This window comes from Gracilibacillus salitolerans (assembly GCF_009650095.1).
Lineage (GTDB): Bacteria > Bacillota > Bacilli > Bacillales > Amphibacillaceae > Gracilibacillus > Gracilibacillus salitolerans.
Map to the genome: position 1 here is coordinate 3,326,439 of NZ_CP045915.1, position 17,586 is coordinate 3,344,024.

Below are 17,586 nucleotides of genomic sequence, written 5' to 3' on the forward strand. Positions count from 1 at the left end.
AATTAGATGATTCTATACTTTAGAATTTCCAAACAACCAATCGTGTTGATACACATTGCGAAATTGTATTAGTTGTTACACATAGAATTACTTCTAATCACTTCTAATTTATTATATTTTGTTGCTCAATTGGCACTGGTGTGAAACAATACTGAAAATCTATTAATAAAGTCCCTGCTTTTATCCTAATTCTTGAGCAGAATGAGATATCGATTCCTTTCTATCTAATGCACCCTTTTTTATGGTAATCATTTTACGTTTACTTTCATTTCTCTTATCCTTTCCCTTTAGAAAAAAATCCCCATACTGCATAAGTACGGGGTTTTTATCACAGTTTGTTATGATGTTATAATTGATTGTAATTGTGTTGCGATGATACTTGCGATTTTATTCGCTCCTTTTTCAGTAAAATGAGTATGGTCAGTCCCATTCACATCAACCATATAAAATGTCCTTGCTTCATCAAATCCAATTTCTGTTAAATGATGAATACTCAACGTCATTAAATCTATTAATGGACATCCCTCTTCTTCTGCAACTTCTTTCACTGCATTACAATAATCACCAAAATCAGGTAAAAACTCTCCAGAAACATAATGCAGTCGTGCAACAGGCGTAATTAATATCGGAGTAGCTTTGTTTGACCTTGCAACTACTATAAATTGCTTTAAAAACTCCTTATAATCTTTGTATGGTTCTGTATATCTTTCTGGTTTTTCTTTGGTTGCATCATTATGACCCATTTGGACAAGAAGATAATCTCCTGCTGTAATGTTTTTCTCGATTTCTTTTAATCTTCCTTCTTCGATAAACGTCCTAGAACTTCGGCCACCAATGGCATGATTGAATACAGCATATTCGTTTAAATACTCTGGTAAAAACTGTCCCCATCCTGCTTGTGGAGCATCTTTCTCCTGATAAGTTTGACAAGTAGAATCACTTGCTATGAATAGCCTTGCCTTCATTCTCTCATTCCTTTTCTTTTTATTAATAGTTATTCCCTTTTATCCTAACGGGTCCGATTAATCCGGAGGGGAATGATTCTTTGTCCATTTGGTTGGCACTATTATTGGTGACGCGGATACGAAGTAAGTTTTTGCCTTGCTTTACTAGTTCTCCTGAAAATGATACATGATATGGCGCCCACATTTTCACTTCTGATTTTGAATGATTGAGCATTACTTCCGCTATTTCATAAACAGCACCTAAATCAATAACTACTTCATCCAATTTATCACCATCATATTCGAAGATAAATTGATATTCAATCGTACCTGAGAAATGTTGAAAATTCTCACATTTACTCCAATCATACAACTCATGCTTATTCCAAACACCCTTTGTTTTATCTTGTACAAGTAGCTTCGGACTAATTTCCACTACTTGATTAGATGCTTGTTTTTTAGCAGAAGCAAAGCCGTTTTTGTCTTCCACACACCAAATTATCGATTCTCGGCGCGGAAGGTCAAGCAAATATTCCTTTTCATTCTCTTGTGTTAATGGTCGAGCTTCACCTATCCATGGATTCCATTCCTTTGTCGGTTGATCAGAGATAAATTGTATTTTCCCCTTATAATCTATATCACCTTCATTGGTTATAAAATAAAACAGACGACCATTCTTTCTTATTTTTGTTATTCTAATTGTCTGACTATCCCCCTCTAATATAGCATTTCTATATGATGAAAAATGTCTTTCAAGTTGTTCTTCGTCAGTTGGGGATATATAAATAGCCTGAGACAAGACTTCTTTGTCTATATTGTCAGTTATGAGATAAACTTTACCTCCATTTGATACAAACAATTCTAATTGCGCTACAACTGTTGGATCAAATATGGACAAATCTATATTATCAAGCACTACCGAGCGATATGATTGTTGACCGATGAGAAGACGATCACCGTTTACTTCTATTTGATTGTCAACAAACAAGGATTCTTGCAAATAATTAAATTCTATTTGATGCTCATAAAAGTGCTTAGCCACTTTCCATGGCATATGATTATTTAAAGCTAAAATTGCTATCTCTGCCTGATTTGCACTATCTGTCATTAGCCAACTAATCCTTTTAATATACATACTGAAATATCGGTAATACGGCCACCAAACATTATTCGGACCAACATCAGGCGGGCGTTCATGACTTCTTTCTTCACCTTCTATTGAATAGTAAAAGGCATGTGGGCAAAATAAATTCACTCCTCTTACCGCCAGCCAATCTGTATACCATTTCATGTCAGATGCTGAAAGATTCCAACTATTATCAACACCACAAACACCTAAATACTCATTCAAGTTTCTACGTCGATTATAATGCCTACCAGCATCACTACCACATTTTGCGGCAGTGGAGTGTTGACCAGTTATCCCCTTTTCTTTTTCAGGTGCTACCCATCTCCAAACCACATCTTGACCCGGAATGGTAAAAGGTTTTAGTAGACCAATATCATCACTTTTGGCAGGATGGCCTGTTAAAAATAACTGATTATTTTCACACCATTCTGCAATCGGTATATAATAGGTTTCTAGCATTCGCTTATTAATTGCTTTTTCGTAGGTTTGCTTTACTATTTTTGTTTTTTCACCAATATCAAAAAACAAACCTGGTAGATCTTCAATATGTAAACCCTCATGATATAAATATCTCTCAAAGTCATTCGTCCATGGCAGGCAACCTGGCTTGGCATTTCTTCCTGTAATATCCGGTTCATCTGTAAACATTGCGAAAATGGTATTTCCAAAATATTCACCTACCACTTCCTTGTATCTCTCATGTGTTATATCGATAAACGCTTTTACCGCCGCAGGATTTAAGAGATCAGCTGAACGTGGTGCATTTATTTGTCCATCATCCTGATTCTTATGGATTCCTCTAATGGTACCGTGTGTATAACTTTCCACTAAAAAAATACAAGTATAATCCTCTTCTTTTCGATTATTCACTTGAAAATATGATTCGATTACCTCTTCAGAGATCTTAACTTTTTCATTATTCATTTCAACAATTTGTGCATTTAAGGGATAGAGACAGCTAATATGGCCCTGATGATAGCTATTTCTTCCGTTTTTCGCTAAATAAACTGCCACCAAACGATCATCCTTTTGCATGGGGATCTCGATTGTTTGATTTAATCGATCAATGACCTTAACAAACAATCCTCTACTTGCAAATGTTGGATCTTGTTCTACCACTTTGCCATTAGCTGCTCCAGAAGGATACATGGCTTCATCATACAAAATAACATGCATGTTACGTCTGTTTGCTTCTTCAATGGCAAACTTTACATATTCCATAAATTCTTCAGATAAATATTTTGTTTGTTCAGGAATACCAATTCTAGGATGTAAGACAAAGCCTTCCACACCCTTATCTTGAAAATCTTCTATTTGATTTTGTAATTTTTCTTTATCTAGACGGTCATTCCAAAACCAAAAAGGCATTGGTGAAAACTCTGATGTCGGATTTAAAAATTGTTGGTATAAAGTATCCATTTACATTCCTCCCTAAAAATTGCTTGCTCTTGATTTCCGATATTGACTTGGAGGCAAACCTACATGTTTTTTAAATATTCTATTAAAATAACTATGTCTGTATCCAACTTCTTCTGCAATTTCATGTATTTTCATATTTGTTTGTAATAACAGCTCTTTTGCTTTATTCATTCTTATTTTTGTCAGGTAATCTATAAAATTGTCACCATATACTTTTTTAAATGCTTTACTTAATGTATAAGGAGTTGTATCAACATAATCCGCACAACTTTCAAGTGAGATATCTTCCATGTAATGTTCCTCTATATAAGAAACAATTTTATCGACAACCATTTTCATTTCCATGTTCATATTATCTTCTACATAGGTAATATATGGTGTGATTACTTGTTCAATTAACCATTTCACTACCCATTCTACTTCACGAAGTTGGGACAATTCTCCATACATATTGCGCCCTTTATACAATACTACTGGATCAACACCTGAAAGTAATATTTCATGTTGAACCGCACTATATAATTGCATCATTCCAGCTCGAACACTAACTTCTTTGGTACTGTTTTCAAGAAGCTCATCGAAGAATTGACGGATTAACTCTTCCGTTTCATTGACTCTCCCTCTTCTAATACACTGTATAATTTCCTTTTCTATTTCAAAAGGATAGAATAATTTTTGGCCTGACACATCTTTTTCCACTTCATTTAACATTAGGATTTGATTTTGATTATTAAAATCTCGAAAACGTTTAGCCCTTCCTATTTCTTCAAAAAGAATATTAATATCTTTTATTTTCGGTGTATTCGAACTGATAGTAATCGTGACATATCTCGATAATACGCGATTGATAGCTGTTGTAATATCATTGGCCAATTGTTCTAAAAGTTCCTTCAAATTTGTAATTTGGTTAGGAATAATTAAAAAGATAGTAACCGTCATATCATATTGATTGAGTACGGTGTATTGATCCATATACTCTTTCGTCAAATCTTCAGCAATGTTTGCCATAGCAAAAGCAATTAAACTATCGTCATCATACTTATGTTCTTCATTGTTATACATTCCTGTTAATTGAATATCTAATAATACAAAAGAGTGATTTTCTACATCCCACCTATAGTTCTCCATCCTTTTCTTTAATGCATTTTCGTCAAAGTCATATAAAAAACCTTTCGTTAGCTGAATAAGGAAGTTCTGTCTTAACTGCGGTATTTGATGTGTTATTCTTTTTTCCAATTTTTCACTTTCAAATGTCAACATATCTATGCGATCACGGATTTGTTTAAACTCATCTTTAGTTCCTTCCGTTGTGGAGGGATTAGACGCTGTAAAACTACTTGTCAAGTTTCTTATAGGTTGATACAAACGGTTCGATGCAAATAATGTTAGTAAAAAAGCTAATCCAAAAACAGTCAAACTTGCAATAAGAATTACTTTTGAAATCGTAATAATTGGCGATGTAATAGCTGATATAGGGGCAGCAGAGACATATGTCCACTGCGATCCAACACGATCAAAAGTGCCATAGGAGATCGAATAAGTTTTATCATTCCAATCCATTTGAAATGACCGATCTGACATATCATGATTGGAAAACATGGAGACTAGCTTATTCGTAAAGTTATGCTCTGCAGATTCTTCAGTCGATAACAATAGTTCATTATTCTCATCCATCAATAATGTAACCCCATTACTATAAGGGGTTAAGGTTTCGAGCGTACCTATAAGTCTTTCACTGTCTATAGAAACAATAATCGCTCCAAACGGACTGCTTATCACACCAGGTATTTGGTGTGTTAAGATCAGATTACTAGGATATTCTGTATGTTGAAAAAATTCTTCATCGTGATCCCAGGAAATATTATTAGGAGCTTCCACTAAAGTTTGATATGCTTTCTCTACTCCCCCCTCACTTATATGATTCAAATATGGATTAAATAAAACAGGTCCTTGTTCTGCTTCAATAAACAAATTAACTTCACCAATAAGAGATTGACTGCCTTGCAATATTAATAACTTTTTCATAATTTCTCTTGTTATTTGGAAGTCGTAAACAAAATCCGTGGAAGTTAGATGATAGTTAAACGTTGGCTCAAACGCCCAGTAAGTAAGGGATTCCTCCAAATTGTTAAATTGATCATCAATATTTTGCGACCGTTCCTCTATTTCTTCTAAATGGACTTTTCGCAATTCGTTTTCTGTAGAACTCAAACCAAATGTATAGATTGCGATACCTGATATAATGCCTGGAATAGAAGTAATAAATAAAATCAACAGAAAACTTTTTCGAAAGTAATTACTCTGCCAACGACTAACGATCCAATTCTTCATATTTGAAAAAAACTTATTGTTTTCCATTTTCTTCACCTCACATTAAATATCTTACCACAATTGTAAGCACTTTCATACTTTGTGAGGAAAGTGGAATTTTTTCAAAATTACTATCTACTTAGTAACGTCCACAGCCTTCGAATCATCCCACATATCCAACTCTAGATATTGATCAATTAATTCTAAGCAAACAATTAAATTAAGGGACCATTGGGAGGCTGTATTCGTTGACATCGATTTTACTTCAAAAACTGGTTTTACATAGTCTAATGTTTTCTCAGCTTTTAATGGTGTTTTAATTTGCCAATGTGTGGAATCCACAAGTAAATATTGCCATGCTTGTTTTGCTAGCTTAGCATCTTTTTTATTTGCTGCAGCATATGCTACTAATGATGAAGATAACATAGAACTTCCCCACGGTTTATCTCCTTGAATCGCTCCAGAAGTCCTTTGCGATTTTTCTTCGTTTGTTAAATTATAAAATTCACCAAATTCCACCAGCATTTCCTTCCATTCGACATCTTCTAGAACTTGCGCCATTTCCATCCAGACTTGAGCACCACCCATGCTCATCATTAAATGATGCCCCCAATTTTCATTTCCCATAAACTTTAATTCTCCGGTTCTTGGTTCATATCCGAAAACAGGACCAGTTAACAGACGATGAGGCATTTTTTTAATAGAATTAATACCAGTTAACATCTTATCTCTAAAATTAGTGTCTTCATATCGCTCCCATCTCGTTAACCAATTAGAACAAAATGCTGCCCAGTCTGGCCCAGTCCGTACATGAGTAGGGAAATGATCCTTTGGAAAATACGCTCTCATTGGATCAAGGTGTTCTGTTGTATAATCAGCATTAACTACTTCATCCATAATATCACCGATCCGTTCATCTGCTGTCAGATAATAATATATTTTATGAAGTCCTGCAGCACCTATTCGTGCTTCTTTACATCCACACCCCCAATGAACCACATTATGCCTTGATCCAAGTCCTGCATATTCACCCAAATGGTATACATCAACTTCACTAGTATGTCGTGTCATTGCTTCCGCAAACCGGAATATATCTTCTCGCCCAGAGCGTAAAAACATGTACCATAACCAATAATTTGGTGCTAGCTCGGTATTTTGCCAAGCACATCCACCTAAATCATATTTCCATACATGACGAATAGGATCATAGCTATGCATCACGTCCCCGTAATCCCAAAAACCGTACCAACCTCTTTGCTCCACTTCATTAAGATAAAATTGGAGAACTTCATCAAGTGCTTTTTCAATGTTCGCTTTTATTGGCGTACTTTCATCTTTTAAGCTCCAAACCCCCAATGCTTTCGTATCATGGTAATATGAGGGATCACATACTAATAAAGGTGGGACTTCTTTTTCTTCGACAATGGATTGCAATACTTCCTGATTCGGAGTATTATTGAAGAAATCAATAGTTATCTCACTAGTATTGCCGATTCCATAAGGAGTACTGCGAAATTCTTCAGCACCCTCATAAGACGATTTTACGTGTGTTTCTGAATCATAATGTCTTAAATCCATCGATGGCGCATCTGGTGACCAAAACCATGCTGATAAGGTGGATATTTGTTCGGATAATTGTTTCACTTCTAGAGAAGATGGATGTTTTTTCCAGAAATTCCGAACAGCAACTGCTATTCCTCCTGTTTCGCTACCAACATATGTTAAGCCACCTGCTCGTTTTCCAGATACAGCACAAATCCACGCAAATTCTTCTCTTGTTTGCTTTGAAATGGTATAGGAATCAGCAGAAATTTGGACTAGCTTGAAATTATTCCATGTTGCAGAGTCATCCAATAATTCTAAAAAATTTTGATCATCAGAATTGAATTCAATAGGTCTTCCCGCAATTTGCTCCTTGTAGAGTTCTTCATATCTGCCGGAAGTACGCCAGGTTAGCATACCTTTGGGAGACTCACTAAAAATACCGTTATCCCCTGCGAATCTTATATATCTGTTATATAATGGGCCATTCATTGGAATTTTAAAATCTATTCCAATTCCTTTGATAAAATCTTTATGTGGATTTCCATCATATAAAAATGTATGAACTGCTTTTATAGAAGTTTGACCTGTATAAAAATACAACCTAAGCGTAAAAGGAAGCCATTCACGATTATCTGTATTTATTTTGTGACTACCTGTAATTTTCACCACTGCTCTTATAGGTCCATCTTGTTCAACTACAACATTTTTAATTTCACTATAGAATACTTCTTGCTTTGACGTTACTATTCCGTCCGTTTTATTTCTTGATTCTCGTATACCTTTTAAATACCCACCTTGACATACAAGATTATCCCCATGAGAAACTTCTCCAATTACAACATCTCCCTTTTTGTTTATTTTATAGCTCACCTCCCCTGTATTTATATAAATAGACTCTGGGCCATCTTCTAACTTAAGCGGATTCATTTCTTTCGTTATGTTACCCTTCTTAATCTGTAAGTGCTTTGTATTAACTTCATCCTTCAATGAAACAGCATGTGCTGTCCACTTCACACTACCGTCTGGCCATAATGCAGTAGACCAACTTTGAAGAGGGATTTCAACTTCATTTCCATCAACAAGCTTTAAGGGATCTTTCTTATTTAACACACCTTTTTCCCATGGGATTCCCCATGTTAAGCCAGTAGATATTTTCGGTTTTTTTCCTAACCAAGATAAAGAAACGTTTACTTCCATAGAATTTATGCTCCTCTCCAATTCTACTTTAATTTTGGAACTTCGATACGAAATAAACTTGCCTTCTCATCATAATAAGAAACAACATCTTTGATATAAGATATTACAGCATTTATTTCTACTATGAATACACCATCTTTATTGATATATGGCTCACTATTTAATAGGTTTTCTTCTCCGTTTACAAGAAGATGTGTACGCCCTTTCTCCGCGATGACCGTTTCACCATCTGAAATTAACGTCAGGATTCCATTCTTTTCATCATATTGATAGTCAAATAAATGAGGATAACCTTTTTTCATACTCTCAATTATAAATAATACCGGACTATAGACACTTCCATGCTCATAAATACTATAAATACCATTTGTATTAGGTTCTTGCCCATTTACCACTACCTTACAATATGTTTTATTAGGAGCAGTATATTTAGACGCATCCGCTTGTGGTATAGCTTTAAATTCAAAACTATTTTCAGGTGGATGCTCAGCATATGATGGTTCAAGATATTGTGGAAAATTAAGTGATAGTGGGCTTATGTCAACAGATTTACTATGGATCTCAATGCTTTCCTCAGGTAATCCGTGCATTTTAGCTTTTAATATTATTTTACCTGCATTTCTAGTGGAACGTATAAATACTCGATTGTTGCCACATTCTGCAAATACATAATTTTTATGAATTACACTATCTTCCTTTCCATAGCCATTGAAACGTCCACTATTATAACCACCTAGAAAAACACCCTCACCTTCAATCGTAAAATCTATCCTATCATCAGCTAGAGGGTGACGACGATGATGAATATCTAAAACCTCAACATCGACGTACACTATATCTGTTCCATCTGCTAATAATCCTCGATCCCCAGCATGTGCCTTAAGCTTTAATTTTGCAGGGTGAGATACTGTTTCCATTGTATCTGTAGCTACATGATCTCCATTATAATCATATGCTTTTGCTGTAATTGATCCAGATTGAGTAATATCAATATGATGAAACGGAAAAACAAATGTATCTATTGGATTATCGCATTGAGCTACGTATTCTCCATTTATATAAAGTTTTATTTGGGCGATCGAATAACTACCAATTACATATACCGTTTTAACTTTTGGATTTCTGTATCTATATTCTCCAGTTTTTTGCCAGTAAGTACCGTCAAATTCTTTAACAGGATAACGATAATTGCAACCTTCTTCAGGTGGATAGTTCCAATGTCCAAGGACTTTTACCATTGGCACTGGAGATTGCATTGTCCGAAATACATCAAAGTTTTGCTTTTTAATGCGAATCGGGTCTACGCGTCCACTCATTCTGGCGTTTTCGCTTGCCGCTTGTCTTCCATGCTGAGCTGAATCTGTCCAACATAATGCAGCAGCTGCTGAATAATAATTATTCCCAGATGCTCCACCAATGCGATCATTAAAAAATTCAGCATACCCTTTTGCTGCATATAGAGCTAAATCTTCGGAAGTAAGATCATGACAATCACCACCAATTTGTTTCCTACCACCTCGTCCTAACCATAAATTATCATAATCAAAATCAGGAGGTGAAAAATCATCCCAAACACGTCTAGGGGCTTCCTCTCGTAAATATTCCGTTTCTGTCACCGGCATTTTTTCAGATTGATATCGTCCAGCATGACGATTCAACATCGTACCTACATATTCCGCTTCATTTAATACTTCTTCTGTATTTAATGTACGGCACCCCATGTATCTGCCACCAGTAGGATCAAGCTTCTCCTTTAATAACCGCATTTCGCGCATATGTTCCTTATTAATGGAATTATTACCCGCTTCCCAGAACAATATCGAAGGATTATTTCTAAAATAAATGATGACATCTCTCATTAATTCAACACGTTGATCCCATTGCCTGCCAAAGTTCTCTCGTTCTTTATCACCAGCAGGTTGTGTACAAACAACACCAGAACGATCAAATGATCGTATATCTGCTGGACTACCTGCCACATGCATGAAACGGATATGATTTGCGTTACTTTCGCGAATTAATTGGGCATCCACGTCATTAAGCCAATCTGGTGCTGTACCAATAGCCGCCCATTCATTAGCGGAACGTTGCGCATATCCTGTCAACCAAACACGAGAGTCGTTTATTTTCAACCCACCTTCAAAGTTATAAGACACTTTCCTAAAACCTGTAACATTTGTAACTTGATCTAAAACTTCTCCATTACATATGAGATTGGTTTGAATCGTATATAAGTATGGATCATCCGGCGACCAAAACCGTAAATTCGAACCTTGAGCTTTGGAGTTTACAACAGTCACCTCTAATGAATCCATTTGCGTAGGGGCGACTTCCTCTTCAGGTAGTGGAATATATCTATTTCCATCTTTTGCATAAGCATCCTTAGGCGTGATTGACAGAGGTGGTATATCAGGTAAATTTTTTGCTTTTGGTATTTTTATGTTATCAGATGACATTCGTACTATCTCATGCCCGTTATGATCATATATGATCGACTCTAATGATACATTTTCTTCAAAGTCATTCTCATTTCTTATTTCAGCATGAACATTTATCATAGCTTTTTTGTTCTTAATATCATAATTTGAGCCGTAAATATATACTCCTTTCGTTTGAAGGTTACTATAAATCGGGAGTGTTATATGTAATTTGGGTTTAACGTGTAACCTGATATTCTTAGATAGACCACCTATACTTGGATTAAAATCATTCGCATTCCAAAAATATGCCACTCCTCGTACACTTTCATCAACATTGTCTGGATTTTGAGATGACATGAATGCACCTGGTGTTGCTCCTTCTACATTTGGCGTTTCAGCAACAAATGTATCTAAATTCCTTGACGAGGTATTATCAGTAGCAATAGCTATCAAGTTATCGGCTTCAAAATCGATAAATGGAGTTAAATCAAAGCCAAATGGACCAACCCCTGCTTCATAATAACCTGCCATCGTTCCATTCACATATAGATAGCATGTTTGCCGAATTCCTTCAAACTCTATCAAACATTTCTTTCCTTTATGTTCAGAAGGTAGACTGAACCATTTTCGATAGAAGGAAAATGTTCTTTTTTGTCCACTTCCAGCATCTTCAATTCTTGAAACAAATAAATCTTTATCATTATAAGTATGTGGAACTCCTACCGTCTCCCAATCTTTTTCCTCGTACTCTTTTTCATAAAAATATTTGCCTGTATCATCTCTCCATGCATCTAATGCCTTATTAAGTGGAAAATTATTTGCAAGTTTAAATTTCCATTCATAATTAAAATTATATATTTTTGATTGAACATTAATGTCTGTTAATGAATAGTTTTCATTATTACTCATAATCTTTGTTGTTACCTCCTATTTTAATAAGTTCTATAAGGGGAAAAAATAATAATTAATGATCTTCTGTTAAAACGTTTACATTTATCAACAAATTCTTTTTGCTTATGATCAGATCATAATAAAATCACCTCTTTTTAATAGTTTTAATAAGAAGCATAGCACCAATCAAACTTTCCAACAATAATACTTTTTTGCATTACAGTTAGTGTTATGATTGATAAAAAGGGTAACTTCTTTGGTGGGAGAGTGCTTGGCTTAACAATGTCACATCCTAGTATCTATTAATGTTTTCTAACGATCATCATGTATGAGTACTAGTTTAGATTATTATCTAACAAATAAGCGACTTTCTTAAATACTTTCAATAAATACAGAATGTAAAGTGTAATTCAATGCTATTCTCAAAAGAAAGCAATCTGAGTAAATTATTCAAAGAATATCGACACTTCTAGTCATTGATTTTGAAAATAATGAGTTATAGACTTGTTAATACCTTTTTAAAAGAAAGGTGAATGAGTGGTTAAACCTTTATTTTGAGGCATCGATTCAAAGAAGGGGGTGGGGAATCAGAAGATCATTCTCGCTCAGAGCAGATAATCCACTTTTGCTTATGTGAATTCTTCCAGATATTAACTCATAATCAAAAATCGATCGAGGAGAGGAGAAAAATTTTGTGAAAAGAATAGGAAATTTGTTTGTGATTGGATGTATGTTTGCGGTATTGTTTATGACAGGTACAGTTTATGCAGATGAAGTTAATAAGAGTTATTACATTTCTCCAGCTGGTAGTGATAACGATCCCGGAACGAAAAGTGAGCCATTTAAAAGTTTGATGAAGGCTCAAGCTGAAGCTTCTTCTGGTGATATCGTCTATATTCGTGGAGGAGTTTATGATGATTTTGAAATAACAGAAACTGATAACCCACATGAGGATGTTTATCATTATGTGCATGATATTTATAAGAGCGGAATCACTTATAAGGCATACCCTGGTGACGAAAGACCTGTTTTTGATTTCAGGAATATCCCAACTGATCAACGAGTAGCTGCTTTTTATGTCAGAAAAAATGTAAGCGATATCAATTTTGAGGGTTTTAATGTGACAGGTGTTAAAGTAGGTGACCAAAAACAATCCGAAGTATTTAGAATGCACGGAAACGCAAACTTTTGGAATATGATTGTTCACGATAATGAAGCAAATGGTTTTTATTTTGCTGGTGATCCAGCGTCAGGCATTGTTTATAATTCAGATGCTTATAATAACATAGGACCGACTAATAGTTCAGGCGGTAATATAGATGGTTTTGGTGCTCATGGAGAAGAAGTAGTGTTCATTAACAACCGTGCATGGAATAATAGTGATGATGGATTTGACAGTATTAGTTCAGAAGGCGCAGTGATTCATCATAAAAACTGGTCTTTTAATCATAGAGGTAACCAGGATGGTATAGGTGACAAAAATGGTTTTAAAATCGGAGGGTATAGTTATAGAACAACAGGAATTCCGGATCCTATGCCAGTTCATAACGTACAATATAATCTAGCTGCTAATAACGGAGGCAATAATTTCTATGCCAATCATCAGCCAGGGAAAGCAGCTGATTGGATTAATAACACGGCTTATAATCCTGGATATGGTTCTAACTTCAATATGCTAGAGCGTGTTAGTCCAACTAGTAAAGAAGACATCCCTGGTTATAGAGAAGTTTTACACAATAACATAGCTTATAAGGGAACACTAACATCAAATAATAATACTCCGCCAGAAAACGAAACGAATAATTCTTGGACCATGGATGGTGGTCTTCAAATCACATCTGAAGATTTTTATAGTCTGGATATGACCCAATTAACTGCACCTAGAAAACCAGATGGCAGCTTACCTGATGTTACATTTATGCAACCTGTGCCTACCAGTCCTCTTTACGAGCACAATTTAGGCTACCTTGCTTACCAAAAGGATCCTGTTTTAGCTCTACAAAAACTAGCGGGCGTATTCGAACAGTACGGCATGATAGATAATCATGGAATCGCAAAAAGCCTCCAAAGGAAACTCAAGAACCATAATCTATCTGCTTTTATTGATCAGGTAAAGGATCAATCGAACGAGCATATAGATAAAGGAATAGCTCGTGTTCTTATTCTAGAAGCGGAAGCGTTGAAAACCGAATAAAGAATTAACACAGGTAGAAACTCCCTTCTATCCATGTCGGTGTTTCTACCTCTTTTTATACTCCACGGTTTTATGATGGTAAAACAATAATGATTCATCACGAACTTTTATATTTAACATTTCCGCTCAATATTTGTTGCTTTTTTTCTGTACAAAAACTAGGATTAACGATTACCTTTGCTGAAATGAGAAAGCTAATTTGAATACCAAACAGTTACCACAATAAATCTTCGTTCTTATCAAGATACATTGGTGATATATCTATGAATAAATATAAAGAGTCAGCTAATGGATAGGAAAAAGTACGAATCCTTTCACCAGTTTCAATATCATTGTACAAATCAGAAAGAATGCCTGACTGTTCTTCTTTCATACGAATTACATTTTCAATAAAATATGGTCGCCAGCTCCAGTTTTTCCCTTTGATTGTCTCATCCCATACCCATTCCTGATCCAAATGAATAAAGTTAACGGTTTTTTGAAATCCATCTTCATCTGTTACATAAATCCGGAAAAAAATGTGTTCCATTTCTTTTGCTAGACTATCAACCTGTTCATCTAAACTCTTATTCTTTTTTACAAGTTTCCATTGTTCCTGAATCTGTTGATTGAGTGTAGCTGTCAGCTGAAATTTTGTAGTCAGTTTGGCTCTTTCCACTTCAATAAACTGTTGAATATTCTGGAGAAAACGTTCTTTCAGCACATCTTTTGCCAAGAATGTGTCTGAAGTTTCTGCTAAGAATCTTCCTTGATAAAATCGCCCATTGTTCCTCCATGCATAATGAAAGTGATAATTGGATGAAATACCATCAAATAATAATTCGGCTCCAAGCTTACGCGCAAACAACGATAAGGAATAAATAATGCCATGAAAACCATTAGAATTCGCTTCACTTTGAAGTGCTTGCAAATCTACTTTTAAAATATCAGGTTCCATAAGGCTAATCCGATCTAAATTACTTGTTCCTGTTCCCAGGTCATCAATTGCTACTTTTACTCCCATCGTTTTTAAGTATTTAAATGTATGTATCACTATTTCAATATCTCCGCGAAATTGATGCTCCGTAATTTCAATTACAATTTTAGAAAGATCAAGACCTTTCTCCTGATACTTAAGCAAATGATTAAGAAATTGATCTTCTTTATCTAATACAAAGTAATTCGCATGAACATTCAAATACAAATGTTCATCCATTCCCTGCTCAACATACTGCTTCAATGCCATATCTTGAATCTTTTGATCGATTTCCATTTTAAAATCCTCCGGCACATTTGTATCATGGAAGAATGACCCTAAATGAATAACTTTGTTATCTATTTCCAACCTACCTAACACTTCATAACCGGTCACTTCATGACTATCGGCACTAAATATTGCCTGGAAATAGGGCTTCACTTTATCTACATGCATCATTACATCTAAAGGATCCATCTTGATTCCCCTCTCTTTACATTTATTGTAACTGTCGGCAATCGTTTAATCAAAAAAATAGTCTGAATCCGATTGGAATTCAGACTATTCTTTACTTCAATTAGAATTTCGCTTGATATCGATCTAATTCCCATTCTGTTACGGCTATACGATAACTATCCCACTCATCTTGTTTCAATGATAAGTATTCATTTAACGCATATTCACCAAGAACTTTTTTACCAATTTCACCAGATTCTAAAGCTTGAATGGACTCACCTAGAGTTGTTGGTAAGTTTTCAATACCACGCTCTTCAAGTTCTTCATCACTCATGCTGAAAATATCATCAACGGTTTCTGCAGGTGCTTGTAATGACTTTTCCACACCATCGATTCCAGCCGCTGCAATACTAGCATAAGCATAGTATGGATTGGCACTTGGATCTGGACAACGGATTTCAACACGAGTTCCTGCTCCACGAGTTGCCGGGATACGAACTAATGCAGAACGGTTTGAAGATGACCATGCGATATAACAAGGCGCTTCATAACCTGGAACTAGACGTTTATAAGAGTTTACTAACGGGTTAGTAAATGCGACAAATGATGGTACGTGGTGTAACAAACCAGCGATAAACGAATAGGCTGTTTCTGATAATTCACGAGAGTCAGATTCATCATAAAAAGCATTTTTTCCTACTTTTTCATCGAATAGAGACATGTTCACATGCATTCCGTTACCATTTTCACCAAATACCGGTTTTGGCATGAATGTCGCACGTAAACCGAATTGCTGTGCTACAGTTTTTACAACCCATTTAAATGTAGTTGCGTTATCTGCTGTTGTTAGTGCATCATCGAATTTAAAGTTGATCTCGTGTTGCCCTTGCGCAACCTCATGGTGAGAAGCTTCAATGGTAAAGCCCATTTTTTTCAATGTTTTATAGATTTCCAGACGAACGCGCTCACCTAAATCGTATGGTGCTGGTTCAAAATAGCCACCTTTGTCATGTACTTGTTGAGTAGGCTGGCCTTTGTCATCTGCTTCAAATAAAAAGAACTCTAACTCTGGGCCTACATTAATGGAAAAACCTTTTTCTTTCGCTTCATCTACCGTTTTTTTTAGAATGTTTCGCGGATCTCCCTCGAATAATGATCCATCAGGATTTGTTACGCTACACAAAAAGCGTGCTTCTGAGTAATCTGCTTCTTCCGTCCAAGGTAATACTGCGAATGAGTTTAGATCTGGTAATAAGTATAAGTCTGATTTATTAATCGGTGTAAAACCGGTAATGGATGAACCATCAAACATTGTTTCACCTTCAACAACATCATCTAATTGTTCTGCTGTTACCGTTACTTGTTTTAATGTTCCTTCGATATCAACAAATTGTAAATGTAGTAATTCTACATGTTTTGTTTTGATTTCTTCTTTAATTGTTTCTAGTTGTGAGACAGTGTCCACTGTTTTCTCTGGAGCAATTGTTGCCATTTTTCATTTCCCCTTTTCCATGTAACTTTTTTTAACATCTATTGTTATTAATCATCCTACAATAGATCGAGAAATATCGTCATGACTTTTGTAAGATAATCTGACAAACTTTTTTCAAAAAAATCTAGTTTTCTTCCAACCTATTATTGCTCCAGATGACGATTAAATCGCCTAATTAAGACTTTGTAAGATAGAATAAAAAATACATAAAAAATCATCATATTTTTATTGTTTGTTCGATTAAGTACCTACTTTTTTCGAGAGTACTTCTCGAAGACAAAAGGTACACTTGCTGCATCTAAAAATCAGAACTAGCATCAGCTGAACTCACTAAAGTACTTTTCTGCAGTATATGGATGTTAAACATTGTGTCCTTATAAAAAAACCCGGCTCCTGTTATGGATACCGAGTTTAAAGCGCCTTAATCTTTAACAAATGCTTTTAATGCTTGCCACTCTTCTGCGGTCAGTGTTACACCTTTTCCCATTTTTTCGTGGTCTGGTGACCAATCACGAATATCGTATTTTGGTTCACGATCATTCCAACTAATAAGATTTACTTCTTTTTGCCATCCTTTAGGTGATTCAGAGAGAACAGCCACTTGTTCTATAATCTCAAATTTAATACCTGCCAA

At 35.3% G+C, this 17,586-nt stretch carries 9 protein-coding genes; 1 reads left to right on the forward strand and 8 read right to left on the reverse strand.

Translation table 11 applies throughout. The features are described from left to right. Positions 1 to 338 precede the first annotated feature (338 nt). From GI584_RS15960 to GI584_RS15980, 5 genes are all read right to left on the reverse strand, one after another. Positions 339 to 965, reverse strand: coding sequence for a rhamnogalacturonan acetylesterase (locus GI584_RS15960; protein ID WP_153791819.1), 627 nt, complete (start codon positions 963 to 965; stop codon positions 339 to 341). Positions 966 to 987: 22 nt separating this feature from the next. After that, positions 988 to 3,492: a hypothetical protein gene (locus GI584_RS15965; RefSeq protein ID WP_153791820.1), complete on the reverse strand. Its 2,505-nt coding sequence runs from the start codon at positions 3,490 to 3,492 to the stop codon at positions 988 to 990. Between the two features lie 12 nt (positions 3,493 to 3,504). Next, positions 3,505 to 5,850, reverse strand: coding sequence for an AraC family transcriptional regulator (locus tag GI584_RS15970; protein WP_228552256.1), 2,346 nt, complete (start codon positions 5,848 to 5,850; stop codon positions 3,505 to 3,507). Between the two features lie 87 nt (positions 5,851 to 5,937). After that, positions 5,938 to 8,544, reverse strand: a complete 2,607-nt coding sequence (locus GI584_RS15975; protein ID WP_153791821.1) for an exo-rhamnogalacturonan lyase family protein — start codon at positions 8,542 to 8,544, stop codon at positions 5,938 to 5,940. A gap of 23 nt (positions 8,545 to 8,567) precedes the next feature. Next, the gene (locus GI584_RS15980; protein ID WP_153791822.1) at positions 8,568 to 11,873 is read right to left on the reverse strand and encodes a glycoside hydrolase family 2 TIM barrel-domain containing protein; all 3,306 of its coding nucleotides are present in this window, start codon (positions 11,871 to 11,873) and stop codon (positions 8,568 to 8,570) included. A gap of 676 nt (positions 11,874 to 12,549) precedes the next feature. On the opposite strand from GI584_RS15980, the gene GI584_RS15985 reads away from it, so the two are divergent. After that, complete coding sequence (locus GI584_RS15985) at positions 12,550 to 14,049, forward strand: DUF4990 domain-containing protein (RefSeq protein ID WP_228552257.1); 1,500 nt, start codon at positions 12,550 to 12,552, stop codon at positions 14,047 to 14,049. Positions 14,050 to 14,263: 214 nt separating this feature from the next. Here the strand turns inward: GI584_RS15985 and GI584_RS15990 are convergent, their stop codons facing one another. From GI584_RS15990 to GI584_RS16000, 3 genes are all read right to left on the reverse strand, one after another. Beyond that, the gene (locus GI584_RS15990; protein WP_153791823.1) at positions 14,264 to 15,481 is read right to left on the reverse strand and encodes an EAL domain-containing protein; all 1,218 of its coding nucleotides are present in this window, start codon (positions 15,479 to 15,481) and stop codon (positions 14,264 to 14,266) included. Positions 15,482 to 15,581: 100 nt separating this feature from the next. Then, the gene (gene glnA / locus GI584_RS15995; protein WP_153791824.1) at positions 15,582 to 16,952 is read right to left on the reverse strand and encodes a type I glutamate--ammonia ligase; all 1,371 of its coding nucleotides are present in this window, start codon (positions 16,950 to 16,952) and stop codon (positions 15,582 to 15,584) included. A gap of 421 nt (positions 16,953 to 17,373) precedes the next feature. Beyond that, positions 17,374 to 17,586 carry a YdbC family protein gene (locus GI584_RS16000; protein WP_153791825.1) on the reverse strand — a complete coding sequence of 71 codons (213 nt, stop codon included), beginning with the start codon at positions 17,584 to 17,586 and terminating at the stop codon, positions 17,374 to 17,376.

Bases quoted from the DNA above. Each gene is read 5' to 3' on its own strand.
- GI584_RS15960 (WP_153791819.1), bottom strand. From the start codon at position 965: ATGAAGGCAAGGCTATTCATAGCAAGTGATTCTACTTGTCAAACTTAT.
- GI584_RS15965 (WP_153791820.1), bottom strand. From the start codon at position 3,492: ATGGATACTTTATACCAACAATTTTTAAATCCGACATCAGAGTTTTCA.
- GI584_RS15970 (WP_228552256.1), bottom strand. From the start codon at position 5,850: ATGGAAAACAATAAGTTTTTTTCAAATATGAAGAATTGGATCGTTAGT.
- GI584_RS15975 (WP_153791821.1), bottom strand. From the start codon at position 8,544: ATGGAAGTAAACGTTTCTTTATCTTGGTTAGGAAAAAAACCGAAAATA.
- GI584_RS15980 (WP_153791822.1), bottom strand. From the start codon at position 11,873: ATGAGTAATAATGAAAACTATTCATTAACAGACATTAATGTTCAATCA.
- GI584_RS15990 (WP_153791823.1), bottom strand. From the start codon at position 15,481: ATGGATCCTTTAGATGTAATGATGCATGTAGATAAAGTGAAGCCCTAT.
- glnA (WP_153791824.1), bottom strand. From the start codon at position 16,952: ATGGCAACAATTGCTCCAGAGAAAACAGTGGACACTGTCTCACAACTA.